Source organism: Arthrobacter sp. 08Y14 (genome assembly GCF_002929455.1).
Taxonomy (GTDB): Bacteria; Actinomycetota; Actinomycetes; order Actinomycetales; family Micrococcaceae; genus Arthrobacter_B; species Arthrobacter_B sunyaminii.
The window spans coordinates 351966-369074 of the sequence record NZ_PJIX01000003.1; the positions used below are offsets into that span (position 1 = coordinate 351966).

Consider the following 17109-nt stretch of genomic DNA (forward strand, 5'->3'; position numbering starts at 1 on the left):
GCGGTTCCTCCTTAGCGGAGGGGCCGCCGTCGTTGTTTCCGGGGTGCAGCGTCCATCCAGTAGGCTTGAGCAGAAGCTTTTGCTTCAGCCCCAGTAGCCCAATGGCAGAGGCAACAGACTTAAAATCTGCGTGTTGTCGGTTCGAGTCCGACCTGGGGTACCGGGGGGCCTACAACGTTCGCCCCGTGCGGCCGCCCGGATCCACCACCCCCGTCTCATCCGGATGTGCCACCCGCAGGTGCGCCGTGATCATGCGGACTGCCTCTTCCTCCGTGTCCACGTCATATTCCCAGCTGCAGGAGCAGCACCTGGCATGCGGCGTTCCGTCCGCTGCCACCGACACGCCCCAGGCGTCCTCCGGGAGCAGATAGAAGCCGCCGTACGTGCCGGACCACTCCCGAAGCGGGGGTTCCCTCTGACTGCTGCCGTGCTGTTCAATCATGCAGGCTATTCGGAGGCGGAGGGTGTATGGATGGGCGGATCCGTCCATCCCTGTGTGCGGCGGGACGGTGCCCCGGACCGGAGAGCTGCTTCCGGGAAGCCCGCTGATAATCAGCACCCTCCCTAACCGTGTTTGACACCACACCATGGTCTGCCTCATAGTTGGAATCGATTCCATGGAATCGATTCCACAACGGTGTAGGGAGCAGTGTGCGGTCAACGACGATCAAGGACGTGGCAGAGAAAGCCGGCGTCTCCGCGGCAACTGCTTCCCGCGTACTCTCGGGTCATTCTGCGACCTCCGAGGAAGCCCGTCAGGCCGTCCGCACGGCAGCCGAAGAACTGGGTTTCCGTCCCAACGCGCAGGCGCGGTCCCTTCGCAAGACCAGCACCCAGACCATCGGCCTGCTGCTGCCTGATATCCGCAACCCCTTCTTCGCCGACCTGGCCCACGCCGTCGAGCAGCGGGCCCGCGAGTTTGGCTACCTCACCCTCTTCGGCAATGCCAACGAAAGCCAGGAGCAGCAGGACAGCTACGTGGACGTGATGCTCTCGCAGCGCGTCGACGGCCTGATCGCGGCCCCGCAGGGCGAGGCCCGGGACCTGTCCGGCCTCCTCGCCGGTGAGGTGCCCACAGTGTTTGTGGACCGCGTCATCGACGGCGCCGGGGTCCCCACCGTCACCGCGGACAATGCCGGCGGAATCACCGACGCCGTCCGCCATCTCGCCGGACTCGGCCACACCCGGATCGGTTACATTGCCGGGCCCCAGGCCACCTCCACCGGGCGCGAGCGGCTGGAAGCCTTCCGCGCCGCCGTCCTCGAAACCGGAAGCGACCAGGACGCCGATCTCGTGTACTTCGGTGATTTCCAGGCCGCCAGCGGTGCAGCCGGAGCACGCTTCCTGCTGGACCTGGAGAATCCGCCTGCCGCCCTGCTGGCAGCGGACAGCCTGATGAGCATTGGAGCCGTGGGAGTCTGCAATGAACGCACGCTCTCCATCGGCAGCGACCTCGCCTTTGTGGCCTACGACGACATTGAAGCCTTCACGCTGGTCAACCCGGCGCTGACGGTCATAGCCCACGACGTCCACGCCATGGGGCGTCTGGCCGTTGACCTGCTGATCGCGGAAATTGCCGGGGAATCGCCCCAGTCCGTGGTGCTCCCCAGCAGGCTCATCATCCGCGGCTCGACTCCGAGCCTTTCAGAAGGAAGCCCAGAATGAGCGAGAAATCCATCCTGACGCTGGAGGGCGTCACCAAGTCCTTTGGGCCGGTGACGGTGATCGACGGCGTCACAGTCCATGTGCGCCCGGGCAAGGTCCAGGTGCTCCTGGGCGAAAACGGTGCCGGTAAATCCACCCTGATCAAAATGATGTCCGGGGTCTACCAGCCCGACGGCGGACGGATCCTCGTAGACGGCAAGCCGGTGACGCTGCCAGATACCAACGCCGCCGAAGCCCTGGGCATTGCCACCATTCACCAGGAACTCAACCTCGTGGGATCCATGTCCGTGGCGGAAAACATCTGCCTGGGCCGGATGCCGCGCAAATTCGGACTCGTGGACCGCCGCGCCATGAAGTCCCGGGCACGCGCCGCGCTGAACCTGATCGGCCTGGACGTTGACCTCGACCAGCCGGTGGGGGAGCTGGGCATCGCACGCCAGCAGCTGGTGGAAATCGCCAAGGCGCTGAGCCTGAACGCCCGGATGCTCATCCTGGACGAGCCGACGGCGGCACTGACCAACCGTGAAATTGCCTCGCTCTTCGCCGTTGTCGAAGACCTGCGCCGCAAGGGCGTGGGCATGGTGTTCATTTCCCACCACCTGGACGAAATTGCCACTATCGGCGACTCCGTTTCGGTGCTGCGCGACGGCAAGTTCATTGCCGAAGTGCCTGCCGACACCCCTGAAGACGAGCTGGTGCGCCTGATGGTGGGACGCGAAATCAGCCAGCAGTTCCCGCGCCGCCGTGATTACGACGGACCGCAGCAGACCCTGCTCGAGGTGCAGGGGCTTTCCACGAAGGGACTGATCCATGACGTCTCCTTCTCGGTCCGCGCCGGTGAGGTTGTCTCGCTGGCCGGCCTGATGGGAGCGGGACGCACCGAGGTGGTGCGTGCCATTGCCGGAGCCGACCCCTATGCCTCCGGCACCGTAAAGGTCCGCGGCACGGTGCTGCCCAAGGGCGACATCGGAGCCGCAATCCGCGCCGGCATCGGACACGTGCCCGAAGACCGCAAAGTCCAGGGCCTGGTGCTCGGCGCAGCAGTCAATGACAACATCGGCTACGCCACCCTGGCTTCCACCGCCAAAGGGGGAGTAGTGGACTTCGCCGGCCAGCGCCGTCGTGCGCAGGACGTGGCGGACCGGCTGCAGATCCGCATGCACAACCTGGACCAGGCAGTGGGCTCACTCTCGGGCGGCAACCAGCAGAAAGCGGTGTTTGGCCGCTGGATCGTCGCCGAGTCCACCGTGCTGCTGCTGGACGAACCCACCCGCGGCGTGGACGTGGGCGCCAAAGTGGAGATTTACGAACTGATCAACGCCATCACTGCAGCCGGCGGCGCCGTCCTCATGGTGTCCAGCGAACTTCCCGAGGTGTTGGGAATGAGCGACCGGATCCTCGTGATGAGCGGCGGACACATTGCCGGTGAACTCGATGCCGACGGCGCCACGCAGGACGCCGTGATGTCACTGGCGGTGCGGGATATACAGCGTGACCTGGAAGACGAACTGATGAAGGACGGATCATGAACAAGGCAGCGGTGCAGACACCGGAAACGGGTGTGCGGAAGCAGGCACCGACAAAAGGTGCACGGGTCAAGAAGTTTCTTGCCGACAACGGAGCCCTGGTGGGACTCGTCGTCCTGGGTTTGGCGCTCTTCATTGCCACCCCGGACTTCCTGACAGGTCCGAACCTCCTGAACATCGGTATCCAGGCCTCCGTGATCGCGGTGCTGGCCTTCGGCATGACGTTCGTGATCGTGGCTGCCGGAATCGACCTTTCCGTCGGCTCGGTGGCCGCACTGTCCGCCATGGGATCGGCCTGGATGTTCACGCAGGGCAACCTGCCGGGCTGGGTGGCCCTGGTGGGCGGCCTGCTGATCGGTACCCTGAGCGGTGCGGTCAGCGGTTTCGCCGTGGCCTACGGCCGGCTGCCCTCGTTCATCGCCACCCTGGCCATGCTGAGCATTGCCCGCGGGCTGACGCTGGTCCTCTCCGACGGACGGCCGATTCCCACCGCGGATGAGGTTTCCTTCCTCGGCGGCAACGTGGGACCGATCCCCATGCCCATCGTGGTCCTGATCATTGCCGGCATAGTGGCCGCCCTGATCCTGAACTACACCGTGATTGGCCGCTACATGTACGCCGTCGGCGGCAACACCGAAGCTGCACGCCTCTCCGGCATCCCCGTGCGCCGTGTCCTGGTGACCGTCTTCGCACTGTCCGGGCTCTTCGCCGCACTGGCCGGGCTCCTGCTCTCCGGTCGCCTCGATTCGGCCCAGCCGCAGGCCGCCTCCGGCTATGAGCTGGACGCCATTGCCGCCGTCGTCATCGGCGGTGCCTCCCTTGCCGGCGGCATCGGACGGATCAGCGGAACCCTCATCGGCGCCCTGGTCCTGGTGGTAATCCGCAACGGGCTGAACCTCCTGAACGTCTCCTCGTTCTGGCAGCAGGTTGTCATCGGCCTCGTGATTGCCCTGGCCGTTGGCGCAGATGCCCTGCGGCGCAAAAACTCCACCCATTGACCCCTCTTTCCTCCCTCCCCGCGGTCCGGCGCTGAACCTGCACCGGATCGGTTCACCCTCCCATTCAAAGGAAACAACAATGAAGTTCTCCTCCGCCCGCAAGACTGCGGCACTGACCGTATCCCTGGGCCTGCTGCTGACCGCCACCGCCTGCAACCGCGGCGACGACGCCTCCGCCGAGGGCGGCAACATCACCCTGGCCGTCTCCACGCTGAACAATCCGTTCTTCGTTGAGCTCCGCGACGGCGCGCAGTCCGCAGCCGAAGCCGCCGGCCTGGACCTTGACGTCCTTGATGCCCAGAACGACTCGGCGACCCAGACCAACCAGCTGGCCACGGCTGCCACATCCGGCACCGACGGCGTGATCATCAATCCGGTGGACTCCGATGCGGCAGCGGCGTCCATCAGCCCGCTGCTGGCCAACGAAACCCCGATTGTTGCTGCGGACCGCACGGTGAACGGTGCCGAAGTGCAGTCCCTGGTCTCCAGCGACAACGTGGCCGGCGGACGCCAGGCAGCGGAAGAACTGGCCAAGGCCATGGGCGGAGAAGGTGAAATCATCATCCTGCAGGGCGTTGCGGGAACCTCGGCCAGCCGCGACCGCGGAGCCGGCTTCGCTGAAGGTCTGAAGGCCTACCCCGGCATCAAGGTGGCAGCGCAGCAGACGGCCAACTTTGACCGTGCAGAAGCCCTGAACGTGGCCACCAACCTGCTGCAGGCGAACCCCAACGTCACCGGTGTGTTCGCTGAAAACGACGAAATGGCCCTGGGCGCCATCCAGGCCCTGGGTGACCGCGCCGGCACCGAGGTTTCCGTGGTGGGCTTCGACGGCACCGAGGGCGGCTTTGCGGCCATCCAGGACGGCACCCTCACTGCCACCATCGCCCAGCAGCCCGCCGAACTGGGCAAGCGCTCCGTCGAGGTCCTCGCCCAGCTGCTCAACGGTGAGACTGTTGAAGCCACCATCCCCGTTCCGGTCACCACCGTGAACACCGAGAACGTGGCTGATTTCGCCTCATGAAAAAAACCGGCATCCTCAACGCGCCCCTGAACGCCGCAATCGCCGGACTCGGCCACGGCCACCTGGTGGTGGTGGCGGACTGCGGCCTGCCCATCCCGGCCGGTGTGCCCGCCGTCGACCTTGCCCTGGTAAAAGGCGTTCCGTCCTTTGAACAGGTGCTGTCTGCCTTGCTGGAGGACATCGAGGTTGAAGGGGCGCTCATGGCGGAGGAAGCCGGAGGCACCGGCGTCGAGCAGTCGCTCGTGTCGGCCGGGCTGAAGCCCGAAACAGTAAGCCATGAAGAGTTCAAGGCTCTCCTCCCGTCCGCACGGCTGATCGTGCGGACGGGGGAGGCCACTCCCTTCGCCAATGTCATGCTGCGCAGCGGGGTCACGTTCTAACCTGAGTGACTCCCGTGAAGCAAGTGGTTAGGGTCTTCCCTGTGACGAGTGTTACAAGGACGTAACCCTAAACTCTTATCTTTGACTCATTATTCAACTAGCTTTTCTCCTAGGTCAGGAACACCTGACAACGGCATCAAAGGCCTCCGCCTTTCGATCTGGGAGATTATCTATGACTGCACTACGCACCACGGGCCGCCCCGGCCTGGAAGGTTACAGCCGGGCGGCCAAGATCGCGGCGCTGGGGCTCGGTTTTGCGCTGTTCGCTTCCGGCTGCAGCGGGGGAGACTCGGGGACCGATTCGAATGAATCGGCAGCGCCGTCGTCCTCCTCCGCTGACGCCGCGGCGGCAGGAGCCGTGACCTGCCCGGAAAACGAAGGCGGCAAGGGCACGGATCCGGGGGAGAAGGGCGATCCCACTGCGGTTCCGGCCAGCACCGGCACCACCGAGGTCCCGCTGAAAATCGGCACCCTGCTGCCCACCACCGGCGAGCTCGCGTTCCTCGGTCCGCCCGAGATAGCGGGCACCAACCTTGCCGTCGAGGAGATCAATGCGGCAGGAGGCGTCCTCGGCAAGCCGGTGGAAATCATTCACCGCGACTCCGGCGACACCCAGACCGACATTGCCACCCAGTCCGTGACCAACCTGCTCAGCCAGGGCGTCAGCGCGATCATCGGTGCTGCGTCCTCCGGGGTGTCCAAGACCGTCATCGGCCAGATCACCGGCGCCGGCGTCATTCAGTTCTCGCCGGCCAATACGTCCCCTGATTTCACGACCTGGGATGACAACGGACTGTACTGGCGCACCGCGCCCTCGGACGTCCTGCAGGGGCGCACCCTCGGTAACTACATCATGAGCTGCGGCGCGCAGACCGTGGGCATGATTGTCCTCAATGATGCGTACGGCACCGGGCTGGCCAGCAACATCCGCAGCTCGGTGGAGTCCGCGGGCGGCCAGATCATCGAGGAAGAGATGTTCAACGAAGGTGACTCTCAGTTCAGCAGCCAGGTTGACGCCGTCGCTGCCGCTGAGCCGGACGCCATCGTGGTCATCAGCTTCCAGCAGGCAACGAGCATCATTCCCCTCCTGACGGCCAAGGGTGTTGACCCCACACAGCTGTTCTTCGTGGACGGCAACACCTCGGACTTCAGCGAGGACCTCGATCCGGGAACCCTCGAAGGCGCCCAGGGAACCATCCCTGGCCCGTTCGCCTCGGACAACTTCAAGGAATCCCTGCTGGCGCTTGACCCGACCCTGAAGAACTGGTCCTACGCCGGGGAGAGCTATGACGCCGTCACCATGACGGCGCTGGCCGCTGAAGCTGCGGGCAGCACCGAGGGAGCTGCCATTGCAGCCGAGCTGCAGGGCGTCTCCGCCGAAGGCGAGAAGTGCTTCGACTACGCAGGTTGCGTCACGATCCTGCGGGGCGGCGGCGACATCGACTACGACGGTTACTCCGGACCGGTGACCTTCGATGAGAACGGCGACCCGACCGAAGCGTTCATCGGCATTTACCAGTTCGACGCCGACAACAAGCCGGTGCCGAGCCGTTCAGAAGAGGGCAAGCTCTAGGGAACCCCCTTCAGCACCGCACAAAGCAACCCCCGCCGGTCGGTACCGGCGGGGGTTGCTTTTGTTGGCGGGGATTGCTTTTGTTCGGCGGGGGTCGCTTTTGTGTGTGTGGGGGGGGGGTGGCGCCGTCGGCGGAGCTCAGGCGGTGTCGGCGAGGGTTCCGAGGTAAAGCTGGATGACCTTGGGATCCTTCATGAGCTCCCGGCCGGTCCCCGTGTAGGCGTCCTTGCCCTGGTCCAGGACGTAGGCGCGGTCGCAGATCTGCAGGCACCGGCGTGCGTTCTGTTCCACCATGATCACCGAAACGCCGGCGCGGTTGATTTCATGAACCCGCAAAAACGCTTCGTCCTGCTTGACGGGGGACAAACCCGCGGAGGGTTCATCCAGCAGCAGCACGGCCGGCTCCATCATCAGCGCCCGGCCCATGGCCACCATCTGGCGTTCACCGCCGGAGAGCGAGCCCGCGCGCTGCGCCCGCCGCTGACGCAGTTCCGGGAACAGCGTCGAGACAAAATCAAACCGCTCTTCGAAGCGTTTCGGTGCCTGGTACAGGCCCATCTGCAGATTCTCTTCAATGGTCAGGGACGGGAAGACGTTGTTGTTCTGCGGCACGAAGCCCACGCCCCGGCTGACCAGCTTGTTGGCCTTCAGCCCGGTGATGTCCTGACCGCGGACCACAACCGTTCCCGAGTGCACCTTGACCAGGCCGAACATGGCCTTGAGCAGGGTTGACTTGCCGGCACCGTTGGGCCCGATGATCCCGATCAGCTCGCCGCGGCGGGCCTCGATGCTGCATCCGTTCAAGATATTCACGCCCGGGATGTAGCCGGCCACCAGATCGGTTACCTTGACGACGGAATCGCCGTCGAATTCATCGGCGCTCATGCCTGTCCCTTCCGTTCATCAATACGCCTGCCGACAACACCGTCAGGCTCGGTTCCCACTGAAGATTCGGGGTCATGCTCCAGCTCGGCTTCCAGCTTTTCAAAGCCCTCGGAATCACCCAGGTCCACGTCATGGTGTGCCCCCAGATAAGCGTCAATGACGGCCTGGTCCTTCATGACCACATCCGGCGGACCCTCGGCAACCACCTTTCCTTCAGCCATGACGATGACCCAGTCGGCAATATGGCGCACCATGTGCATGTCATGTTCCACGAAGAGAACGGTCATGCCCTCGGCCTTGAGGTTCTTGATGTGGTCCAGCAGAGACTGCGTGAGCGCGGGGTTCACGCCGGCCATGGGCTCGTCCAGCATGACCAGTTTTGGTTTGACCATCAGGGCCCGGGCCATTTCCAGCAGCTTCCGCTGGCCGCCGGAGAGGGAGGCGGCATAGTCGCTGCGCTTGGCGTCCAGTTTGAACTTGGCCAGCAGGACATCGGCCTGCTGGGTGATCTCCCGTTCACGGCCGCGCCACAACGGCGGCAGGAACGCCCGCCACAGCGATTCGCCCGGCTGGGACGCGGCGCCCAGGCGCATGTTCTCAATGACGGTGAGCTTGCCCATGACCTTGGTCAGCTGGAAGGTGCGGACCATCCCCAGCCGTGCCACCTTGTAGGCGGAGACTCCGGCCAGGTCCCGCCCCTCAAACTGCCAGTCGCCGGACTGAGGAGTGTCGAACCCGGTGAGCAGGTTGAACAGTGTTGTCTTTCCGGCACCATTGGGACCGATCAGGGCGGTGATCTTGTGCCGCGGAATCTCCACATGCGCCACATCCACGGCATTGATTCCGCCGTAGGTCCGCGTGACGTTGCGTGCCACCAGGATGGGATCGCGCTTGCGGCACCCCGGTTCCACGGCGCCCTCGGCGATGGGACGGTTGTCCGCCATATACTCGTTGGCCGCAAGCGGGTCTGCTGGCGCCTCAGTGGCGCCGGCATCACTGGCGCCGGGATCACTGGCGCCGACGGGGGAAACCTCTGCCGGTTCAGCAGCGTGCGCGCCGCGGGGACGCTCTGCGCGCTGCGGTTCGTTTGACTGGGAACTCATGCGAACGCCAGCTCCTTCTTATTGCCCAGGATGCCCTGGGGCCTGAAGATCATCAGCAGCATCAGTGCCACACCCACAAGGATGTAGCGAACCTGCCCTGCCTGGGAAGTGTCAATGAACGTGATGTAGCCGGCTTCAATGGCTCCGTAGAGGAGACCCTGGGTCAGGGACAGCAGAACCCAGAAGAGCATGGCGCCGATCACGGGGCCCAGCACCGTGGACATGCCGCCCAGCAACAGAGCGGTATAGAGGTAGAAGGTCAGCTCGGTGCCGTAGTTGGCCGGTTGTACCGCATCGCGGGGGAGGGTGAAGACGATGCCTGCGATGGAGCCCAGCAGGCCGCCGAGGATCAGGGCCTGCATCTTGTAGGCATAGACGTTCTTGCCCAGGGCCCGGACGGCGTTCTCGTCTTCGCGGATGCCTTTCACCACCCGGCCCCACGGGCTGCGGATCAGCATCCACACCAGCAGGCAGGCAACGACGACCAGGGTCCAGGCGACGATGCGAACCCACACATCGCGTTCATTCATGCCGAACGGTCCCAGGTTGTAGCTTCCCGGGGGAATGGGGTTCAGCGCATAGAAGTCTCCGGTGAAGGCGGACAGTCCGTTGGCTGACCCGGTGACCGCCGTCATGCTGTTGGTGGTAACGATGTAACGGATGATTTCCGCGGCGGCGATCGTCACGATGGCCAGATAATCGGCCCGCAGGCGCAGGGTGGGTATGCCCAAGATGACGGCAAAGACGGCGGATGCCGCCAGCGCGATCAGCACCGCAACCGGCAGCGGGGCGTTGAAGGACAGGATGGGAACAGCGAAACCGTAGGCCCCGACGGCCATGAAACCGGCCTGCCCGAAGTTCAGCAGCCCCGTGTAGCCGAAATGTACCGCGAGGCCGAGGGCTGCCAGTGCGTAGGCGGCCGTCGTGGGGCTGATGATCTCGTTGAGAGCCCCCAGGAAAATATTTGCAAAGTCCATCGCTGCTAAGCCCCTAACCTATGCGCTCGCGGCGGCCGAGGATTCCCTGCGGCCGGACGAGGAGGACAAGAATCATGATGACCAGGGCACCCACATATTTGAGGTCCGCGTCCAGCCAGATAGTGGAGATCTCCACGAAGAGCCCAACAATGATGGAGCCGATCAGGGCTCCGAAGACCGTGCCGAGTCCGCCGAGCGTCACGCCGGCAAAGATCAGCAGCAAAATCTGCTGGCCCATGTTGAAGGAAACTCCGGGCCGGTAATAGGCCCACAGGATGCCGCCCATGGCGGCAAGGGCGCCGCCGGTTACCCAGACCAGACGGATCACGCGGTCCACGTCGATACCGGAGGCCGCGGCCAGGGACGGGTTGTCCGCGACCGCCCGGGTGGCCTTGCCGATCCGGGTGCGCAGCAGGAGAACGGCGATGATCAGGATGACCACGAGCGAGACAAACAGGGAAATCAGGGTGTTCCGGGGTATGGATACGGGCCCGAGCTCGAGGGTGGGGCTCTGCGCTCCGGGCAGCTGCTGCATGGCACCGCCGAAGAAGAAGAGGACGGTGTAGCGGACGGCCACCGCCAAACCAATGCTGACGATCATCATCGGCACCAGGCCGGTGCCGCGCCGCCGCAGCGGTTTCCACAGCACCCCGTCCTGCAGATACCCGAACGCCGCCCCGCCAAGGACGGCGAGTGGCAGCGCCAACCAGGCGGAAAGGCCCAGAGCTGAGAACCCGAAGGCCAGGACTGCGCCCAGGGTCACCATCTCGCCGTGGGAGAAGTTGGTCAGGCCGGTGGTGCCAAAGATCAGGGAGAGACCCACTGCGCTCAGCGCCAGCAGCATCCCGAAGCTCAAACCGGCCACGGCACGCTCAGTCAGTGTGGAAAGGAAGCTGTCCTGCTGTAAGACAATGCCCTCGCCGAGCAGAAACAGCGTGGTGATGTTGGAGGTGCCGGCAAAGGTGACGGTGCGCGGGTTCTGCTGGTTTTCTGCCAGCGCCACACCGTCCGGAAGCGTGGATTCGTCCAGTTCCACTTCAAACGCACCCTGTTCGGGAACACCGATGGACCAGGAACCGTTCGCTGCGGTTAGTGTTTCGCCTTCATAGCCGTTGCCGGTGGCGGTGACTTTCACTCCCTCGAGGGGAACGCCCGCGTTGCGGATCACCCCGCTAATCCGGTCGCTGTATTCAGAACCGTCCGTTGGAGCATCAGGATCTTGGCCTTCAGCAGTTGCGGATGTGCTCCCCGACGGCGACGGCGCCGGTGTGGCTGTTGTTGCGTGGACGGCAGGAGCGGAGAACAGCAGGGCGGCGAACATCGCCGCCACCGCCGCCAGCATCCCCAGATACCTGGTCAGCGCCGATGTTCTTAGCAAATTCGAAAACCTCCACGCCAAGGCCGTGCGCACCGAGGAAATCGGCACTTAGGCGGATCTGATTGTGACGTCTGTCACGGACTGGGGATCATGCTACCTACGAAATGTTTCATGCAGTGACGTTTGGCCCGGCTCGAATGTCGCGATCGGGTAACGACTTATCGTGAAGCCGCAGAATGCCAGTGCCGGAGCTTCGGAAGGGGCCGGGTATGCGGAACTGTTATCCCAGCTCACCCTGCCGCAGGGAATCTTCAGTGCCCCGCAGCCGTTGACATTGGTAGGCTCTAGGTAAACAGCCCCCCCCAGATGGAGGACATTTCATGGCACTTGGCGGTAATCCGGTTTTTAACGGAAAGAATTTCAATTCCCAGGTTCGCGGCGGCAGGATGAACCAGGGTTCCCTGGCCACCCAGCCCCATGGACAAATGACGCCGGAGCAGTTGCAGGAGCTCTACACCGCTCCCTCCGCAGGTCCCGCCCAGACGGGCCGGATGACTTACGACGACGTGATCATGAAGACCCTCGCCTGCCTGGCCGTGGTACTGGTGGGTGCTGCCATTCCGATGCTGGTGCTCCCCGGTGCGGCTGCACCGCTCATGATCGTAGGCGCCCTGGGCGGCTTCGTGCTGGGTCTGGTGAACTCCTTCAAGCGTGAACCCGCTCCGGCGCTGATCCTGGCCTACGCCGCGCTGGAGGGTCTGTTCCTCGGCGGCCTGACCCTGGTGCTGGACAACATGTTCCCGGGCATCGGCCTGCAGGCCGTCCTCGGTACGCTCTCCGTCTTCGCCGTGACGCTGGTGCTGTTCAAGAGCGGCAAGGTCCGCGCCACCCCCAAGGCCATGCGCTTCTTCATGATCGCCATGATCGGCTACGCCGTGTTCTCCCTGGTCAACGTTGGCCTGATGATCTTCGGCGCCACTGACACCATGTTCGGCGTGCGCGACTCGGTCACCATCATGGGCATCCCGCTGGGCGTTCTCATTGGCCTGTTCGCCGTCGGTCTCGCCGCGTTCTCCCTGATCATGGACTTCACGTCCATCGAGCAGGGTGTGCAGGCCGGCGCTCCGGTGCGTTATTCCTGGACCGCAGCGTTTGGCCTGACCGTCACGCTGGTCTGGCTGTACGTGGAAATCATCCGTATCCTCGCCATTCTCCGCGGCGACGACTAACTCTGAGCTGCCTCTCCGGCTAGTCCGGATGGCATGCGAGTAAACGACAGAGGCCGGCAGGCATTGACCTGCCGGCCTCTGTCGTTTAATCCCGGGAGTAGTGGATCCGCCGTTCCCGGAGAAAAGACGGCCATCACCCTGTGCACCACTCTCCCCGGACCGTAGGCTCTGGCACGTCTTGAGATCCAGGTGCTGAGGGGAGGGGCTGCCGTGCCAGAGCCCGCCACAACCGAACTGTCTCCGGTGCGTCTCCAGGAACTGCTGCTGGAGCATCCTGCACTCGACGGCTTCCTGGCCGCGCTGGCCTGTGACCTTGCCGGCCATCTGGCGGAATGGGATGTCTCCGGCGCCTCCATCACCGTTGTGCGGCCCCGGCGGCAGACGGTCCACGCGGGCAGTGGTCCCGGAGTTTCAGCCAGTGGACAGTCCGCTGCGGATCCCGCGTCCGGCGTCCTAACGACAGGATTGCCGGTGGTGGTGCGACATCTGGGCGGACGAATGCGACAGACAGCTGCACCCGGCGCTGTACCGGGCGCGGACGCGGCGGCTTTTGCCTCGGTTCCGGTCCCGGTTCCCCTCGCCGGGGCCGGGGCCGGGGGAGCGGTGCTCACCGTGTATTCGGAGCATCCGGGGGCCTTCGGGCCGGAGGCCGTGCAGGCAGTCGAGCGTGCCGCCGCGGAGGCGGCAGCCGCAGTGGCGCTCGCCCTGCGCCTGGACGCCCTGACACACCGCGCGGAGAACCTGCAGGCGGCGCTGGAGTCCAGGACGGTGGTGGATCTCGCCGCCGGCATCATCATGGCCCAGAACAACTGCAGCCAGCAGAGCGCCGTGGACATTCTGCGCAGCGTGTCCAACAGCCGCAACGTCAAGGTCCGGGACATCGCGGCCGGTGTGGTCGCGGTGGTTTCAGACCGGGTGAGCACCCACTTCGAAGAGTAAGCGGTTGGTACGCTGGAACGATGAGCTTCCCAGCCACGGGCGCAGTTCCAAATCCTGCCACCGGCACCCAGTACCAGATCACACGCCAGACTCCCGGCGGCCGGGCCGAAGCCCGCATTGCGGCGCTTGCGGGAGGGCTGCGCAGCTACAGCGTGGCCGGGACGGGGTACGTCGAGACCTACCCGGACACCTCGCTGCCGCCGTCGGCCTGCGGCATCCTGCTGGCACCCTGGCCAAACCGCGTGGCCGGAGGCCAATGGACCCTGGACGGCAAGGTCCAGCAGCTGGATATCACCGAACCTTCCCGGGGGAACGCCAGCCACGGGCTCCTTCGCAACACCGGCTACCGGCCCGCCGGCGACACGGCCGGGCAGGACAGCCTGACCCTGCAGGCCGAGATCTTCCCCCAGCACGGCTATCCGTTCCACCTCATCCACCAGGTCACTTACAGCCTGGACGACGACGCCGGCTTGCGGGTGCGCCAAAGCCTCACCAATGTGGGGGAGGAACGGGCGCCGTTTGCCCTCGGCGCGCATCCGTTCCTGCGGATCGGTTCGGTACCGGTGGAAGACCTGACGCTTACCGTGGCTGCGGAAACCCGGATAACGGCTGACGAGCGTCTGATCCCCGTAGGGCGGGAGCCGGTTGCCGGGGACTATGACTTCCGGGCCGGCCGCCGGATCGGAGACCAGGCGCTGGACAGCGCCTTCACCGGACTGGAGCTGGTGGAAGGGCAGCACCGGCACCGCCTGGCCGCACCGGACGGCAGAAGCGTCACCCTGTGGAGCGCTCCCGAGTTTGGTTACGTCCATGTTTTCCTCACAGACCAGCTTCCCGGACGGAGCCGGGCCGTTGCCCTCGAACCCATGACTGCACCGGCCAATGCCCTGAATTCCGGTGAGGGGCTGCGCTGGCTGGACTCGGGAAACTCCTTCGCCGCAGAGTGGGGGATCCGTCCCGGTCTGGACGGCTGAGAGGCGGACGTAAAGGTGGGAACAACAGCCATCGAGTGTGGAAAGATGACCCCATGAGACCTCACGCACGCAGCATTGCCGCGCCCAAAGCGGTGCAGGCTGCGGCTGTCCGCTCCAGCCGGGGCAACGACGACGTCCCGTACGCCCTGCGCGTCAGCGCAGCCTGGGCCTGGCGCCTGGGTGTGGTGCTGATTGTCGCGGCAGGGCTCATCTGGGTCCTGCGTGATTTCTCCCTGCTGCTCATTCCCCTGATGATCGCCGGACTGCTGGCCGGCCTGCTCTCTCCGGTGACCGAGTGGCTGCGGCGCAACAAGGTGCCCGGCGGTCTGGCCGTGGCCGTCACCATTGTCACCTTCCTGGGCTTGATCGTGGCCGCCCTGACTCTGGTGGGCCGGCAGCTGGCGCTGGGGTTCCGTGACCTCTGGGATGAGACCCTTGCCGGCGTGGACCAGGTTCAGGAATGGCTTGCAGACGGGCCGCTGAAGATCACCACAACCCAGATGGATTCCCTGCTGGGCGAAGCCACCAACGCGCTCCAGTCGAACTCTGCAAACATCGTTTCCGGGGCGCTGTCGGTCGGCACCGGAGCCGGGCACTTCGCCGCGGGCGTGCTGCTGACACTTTTCGCCCTGGTCTTCTTCCTGCTGGACGGCCGGCGCATCTGGCGCTTCGTGACAGGACTCCTGCCGCGGCGCGCCCGCCCGGCTGGTTACGGAGCCGGACTCCACGGCTGGGAATCCATGGTCAACTATGTCCGGGTGCAGCTGCTCGTAGCGTTCATCGACGCCGTCGGAATTGGAGCCGGCGCCGCCATCATCGGAGTGCCGCTGGCGCTGCCGCTTTCGGTCCTGGTGTTCCTGGGCTCCTTCGTGCCGCTGCTGGGCGCCTTCGTCACCGGATTCGTAGCTGTGCTGCTTGCCCTCGTCGCCAACGGCTGGGTCAATGCGCTGATCATGCTGGGCATTGTGCTGCTCGTCCAGCAGCTCGAGTCCCACATCCTGCAACCGCTGATCATGGGCCGCGCCGTCTCCCTGCATCCCCTGGCCGTAATCCTTGCCGTCACCGGCGGCACCCTGGCCGCCGGAATCCCCGGAGCCCTGTTCTCCGTACCGCTGCTGGCCATCCTGAACACCGTGGTGCGCTACATCGCCTCCCGAGGATGGGAACAGGACCCGGCGCTGGCCGCAGACCCCGTCTTCGGAGCTGCGGGCGGACCGGTACCGAGAACAAATGAATCCATTGAGGCGTTGGAAGACAACGCAGAAGAAGAGAAACAACTGTGACCGATCTGTCCGACCTGCCCGTGACACTGGACGACATCGAGGCAGCCGCCAAACTGCTGGACGGTGTGGTTGCCCGCACTCCCATTGAGGTTTCCCGGGCACTGGGCCGCCAAACCGGTTCCAATGTCTACTTCAAGTGTGAGAACCTGCAGCGGGCCGGGTCTTTCAAGGTCCGCGGCGCCTATGTCCGGATGGCCAAGCTTTCACCGTCCGACCGGGACCGGGGCGTGGTGGCGGCCTCCGCCGGCAACCACGCGCAGGGCGTGGCGGTTGCGGCTGCGCGGCTGGGCATCAAAGCCCGGATCTTCATGCCGCTCGGCGTGGCACTGCCGAAACTGGCAGCCACGCAGAGCCACGGCGCCGAGGTAGTGCTGCACGGCCACAACGTGGATGAAGCGCTGGCGGAAGCCAAGCGGTATTCGGACGAGACCGGTGCCGTGTTTGTGCACCCGTTCGACAACGTGGACGTAGTGGCCGGACAGGGGACCATCGGCCTGGAGCTGCTCGACCAGATCCCTGACCTGGACACCGTCTTGATGGGCGTGGGCGGCGGCGGGCTGCTGGCCGGCGTCGCGGTTGCCATCAAGGCGAGGGCCAAGGAACTGGGCCGGGAAGTGCGCATCATCGGAGTCCAGGCCGAGAACGCTGCTGCTTATCCGCCCTCACTCGCCGCCGATGCCCTCGTCCCGCTGACCAAGGTGTCCACGATCGCCGACGGCATCGCCGTCGGGCGCCCGGGCCAGCTGCCCTTCTCCATCATCAGGGAACTGGTGGATGACGTGGTGACCGTTAGCGAGGACTCGCTGGCACGGGCACTGATCTTCCTGCTGGAACGCGCCAAGATGGTGGTGGAACCGGCCGGAGCCGTGGGCGTGGCGGCGCTCATGGACGGCAAGATTGAAAACCCGGGGAACACCGCCGTGATTCTCTCCGGCGGCAACATCGACCCGATGCTGATGCTCAAAGTGATCCAGCGCGGTCTGGCCGCCGCAGGCCGGTACCTGGTTGTGCGGATCCTGCTCGATGACCGTCCCGGTTCGCTGGCCACCATTTCCCGGATCATTGCCGAATCCGATGCCAACGTCACCGGCGTCGACCACACCCGGGTGGGCGGCTCCATCAGCATGGGGGATGTGGCCATCACCATCAACATGGAAACCAAGGGGCATGAGCACTGTGAACTGGTGTTGAACAACCTCCGCGCCTCCGGCTTCCAACCCATAGTGCTGCACGGGTAG

General features: G+C 64.9%; 17 protein-coding genes and 1 tRNA gene. 13 read left to right on the forward strand and 5 right to left on the reverse strand.

Going from position 1 to position 17109, the window contains the following annotated elements; translation table 11 throughout:
* Nucleotides 1-87 precede the first annotated feature (87 nt).
* Nucleotides 88-160 (forward strand) — tRNA-Leu (locus tag CXR03_RS14075).
* 9 nt (nt 161-169) lie between these two features.
* Here CXR03_RS14075 and CXR03_RS14080 read toward each other — a convergent pair.
* Entirely contained in the window at nt 170-442 is a 273-nt protein-coding gene (locus CXR03_RS14080; RefSeq protein WP_104104382.1) for a hypothetical protein, read from the reverse strand.
* A 233-nt stretch (nt 443-675) separates the two neighbouring features.
* Between CXR03_RS14080 and CXR03_RS14085 the strand changes: the two genes are divergently transcribed.
* The 6 genes from CXR03_RS14085 to CXR03_RS14110 all read left to right on the forward strand — a co-directional run bounded on the left by CXR03_RS14085 (nt 676) and on the right by CXR03_RS14110 (nt 7163).
* Complete coding sequence (locus CXR03_RS14085) at nt 676-1665, forward strand: LacI family DNA-binding transcriptional regulator (protein ID WP_258073661.1); 990 nt, start codon at nt 676-678, stop codon at nt 1663-1665.
* A complete protein-coding gene (locus CXR03_RS14090; protein WP_104104384.1) occupies nt 1662-3194 on the forward strand; it encodes a sugar ABC transporter ATP-binding protein in 1533 nt (510 codons plus the stop codon). Before CXR03_RS14085 ends, CXR03_RS14090 begins: the two co-directional genes overlap by 4 nt.
* Complete coding sequence (locus tag CXR03_RS14095; protein ID WP_104104385.1) at nt 3191-4189, forward strand: ABC transporter permease; 999 nt, start codon at nt 3191-3193, stop codon at nt 4187-4189. Before CXR03_RS14090 ends, CXR03_RS14095 begins: the two co-directional genes overlap by 4 nt.
* Before the next feature lie 79 nt (nt 4190-4268).
* Entirely contained in the window at nt 4269-5210 is a 942-nt protein-coding gene (locus tag CXR03_RS14100; RefSeq protein ID WP_104104386.1) for a substrate-binding domain-containing protein, read from the forward strand.
* On the forward strand, nt 5207-5590 hold the full coding sequence (gene rbsD / locus CXR03_RS14105) for a D-ribose pyranase (protein WP_104104387.1): 384 nt from the start codon (nt 5207-5209) through the stop codon (nt 5588-5590). The genes CXR03_RS14100 and rbsD overlap by 4 nt, the downstream gene beginning before the upstream one ends.
* Before the next feature lie 172 nt (nt 5591-5762).
* Complete coding sequence (locus CXR03_RS14110; protein ID WP_104104388.1) at nt 5763-7163, forward strand: ABC transporter substrate-binding protein; 1401 nt, start codon at nt 5763-5765, stop codon at nt 7161-7163.
* A gap of 138 nt (nt 7164-7301) precedes the next feature.
* Here CXR03_RS14110 and CXR03_RS14115 read toward each other — a convergent pair whose 3' ends face one another.
* The 4 genes from CXR03_RS14115 to CXR03_RS14130 form a co-directional block, all read right to left on the reverse strand.
* Nucleotides 7302-8048: an ABC transporter ATP-binding protein gene (locus CXR03_RS14115; protein ID WP_104104389.1), complete on the reverse strand. Its 747-nt coding sequence runs from the start codon at nt 8046-8048 to the stop codon at nt 7302-7304.
* Complete coding sequence (locus CXR03_RS14120) at nt 8045-8992, reverse strand: ABC transporter ATP-binding protein (protein ID WP_104104683.1); 948 nt, start codon at nt 8990-8992, stop codon at nt 8045-8047. Before CXR03_RS14120 ends, CXR03_RS14115 begins: the two co-directional genes overlap by 4 nt.
* A gap of 155 nt (nt 8993-9147) precedes the next feature.
* Nucleotides 9148-10128 carry a branched-chain amino acid ABC transporter permease gene (locus CXR03_RS14125; protein ID WP_104104390.1) on the reverse strand — a complete coding sequence of 327 codons (981 nt, stop codon included), beginning with the start codon at nt 10126-10128 and terminating at the stop codon, nt 9148-9150.
* A 13-nt stretch (nt 10129-10141) separates the two neighbouring features.
* On the reverse strand, nt 10142-11449 hold the full coding sequence (locus CXR03_RS14130) for a branched-chain amino acid ABC transporter permease (RefSeq protein ID WP_258073699.1): 1308 nt from the start codon (nt 11447-11449) through the stop codon (nt 10142-10144).
* Between CXR03_RS14130 and CXR03_RS18690 the strand changes: the two genes are divergently transcribed.
* The 6 genes from CXR03_RS18690 to ilvA all read left to right on the forward strand — a co-directional run bounded on the left by CXR03_RS18690 (nt 11370) and on the right by ilvA (nt 17109).
* The gene (locus CXR03_RS18690; protein ID WP_258073712.1) at nt 11370-11558 is read left to right on the forward strand and encodes a hypothetical protein; all 189 of its coding nucleotides are present in this window, start codon (nt 11370-11372) and stop codon (nt 11556-11558) included. The genes CXR03_RS14130 and CXR03_RS18690 overlap by 80 nt on opposite strands.
* Before the next feature lie 268 nt (nt 11559-11826).
* Nucleotides 11827-12675 carry a Bax inhibitor-1/YccA family protein gene (locus CXR03_RS14135; RefSeq protein WP_104104392.1) on the forward strand — a complete coding sequence of 283 codons (849 nt, stop codon included), beginning with the start codon at nt 11827-11829 and terminating at the stop codon, nt 12673-12675.
* 210 nt (nt 12676-12885) lie between these two features.
* Nucleotides 12886-13614 (forward strand): ANTAR domain-containing protein, encoded by a 729-nt coding sequence (locus tag CXR03_RS14140; RefSeq protein WP_104104393.1) that lies wholly within the window; start codon nt 12886-12888, stop codon nt 13612-13614.
* 20 nt (nt 13615-13634) lie between these two features.
* Complete coding sequence (locus tag CXR03_RS14145; protein WP_104104394.1) at nt 13635-14588, forward strand: aldose 1-epimerase family protein; 954 nt, start codon at nt 13635-13637, stop codon at nt 14586-14588.
* 53 nt (nt 14589-14641) lie between these two features.
* Complete coding sequence (locus tag CXR03_RS14150; RefSeq protein WP_104104395.1) at nt 14642-15871, forward strand: AI-2E family transporter; 1230 nt, start codon at nt 14642-14644, stop codon at nt 15869-15871.
* Entirely contained in the window at nt 15868-17109 is a 1242-nt protein-coding gene (gene ilvA, locus CXR03_RS14155; RefSeq protein WP_104055173.1) for a threonine ammonia-lyase, read from the forward strand. Before CXR03_RS14150 ends, ilvA begins: the two co-directional genes overlap by 4 nt.

Excerpts from the sequence above, each read along its gene's own strand:
- CXR03_RS14080 (WP_104104382.1), bottom strand. The coding sequence starts at position 442 with ATGATTGAACAGCACGGCAGCAGTCAGAGGGAACCCCCGCTTCGGGAG.
- CXR03_RS14090 (WP_104104384.1), top strand. The coding sequence starts at position 1,662 with ATGAGCGAGAAATCCATCCTGACGCTGGAGGGCGTCACCAAGTCCTTT.
- CXR03_RS14095 (WP_104104385.1), top strand. The coding sequence starts at position 3,191 with ATGAACAAGGCAGCGGTGCAGACACCGGAAACGGGTGTGCGGAAGCAG.
- CXR03_RS14100 (WP_104104386.1), top strand. The coding sequence starts at position 4,269 with ATGAAGTTCTCCTCCGCCCGCAAGACTGCGGCACTGACCGTATCCCTG.
- rbsD (WP_104104387.1), top strand. The coding sequence starts at position 5,207 with ATGAAAAAAACCGGCATCCTCAACGCGCCCCTGAACGCCGCAATCGCC.
- CXR03_RS14110 (WP_104104388.1), top strand. The coding sequence starts at position 5,763 with ATGACTGCACTACGCACCACGGGCCGCCCCGGCCTGGAAGGTTACAGC.
- CXR03_RS14115 (WP_104104389.1), bottom strand. The coding sequence starts at position 8,048 with ATGAGCGCCGATGAATTCGACGGCGATTCCGTCGTCAAGGTAACCGAT.
- CXR03_RS14120 (WP_104104683.1), bottom strand. The coding sequence starts at position 8,992 with ATGGCGGACAACCGTCCCATCGCCGAGGGCGCCGTGGAACCGGGGTGC.
- CXR03_RS14125 (WP_104104390.1), bottom strand. The coding sequence starts at position 10,128 with ATGGACTTTGCAAATATTTTCCTGGGGGCTCTCAACGAGATCATCAGC.
- CXR03_RS14130 (WP_258073699.1), bottom strand. The coding sequence starts at position 11,449 with ATGTTCGCCGCCCTGCTGTTCTCCGCTCCTGCCGTCCACGCAACAACA.
- CXR03_RS14135 (WP_104104392.1), top strand. The coding sequence starts at position 11,827 with ATGGCACTTGGCGGTAATCCGGTTTTTAACGGAAAGAATTTCAATTCC.
- CXR03_RS14145 (WP_104104394.1), top strand. The coding sequence starts at position 13,635 with ATGAGCTTCCCAGCCACGGGCGCAGTTCCAAATCCTGCCACCGGCACC.
- CXR03_RS14150 (WP_104104395.1), top strand. The coding sequence starts at position 14,642 with ATGAGACCTCACGCACGCAGCATTGCCGCGCCCAAAGCGGTGCAGGCT.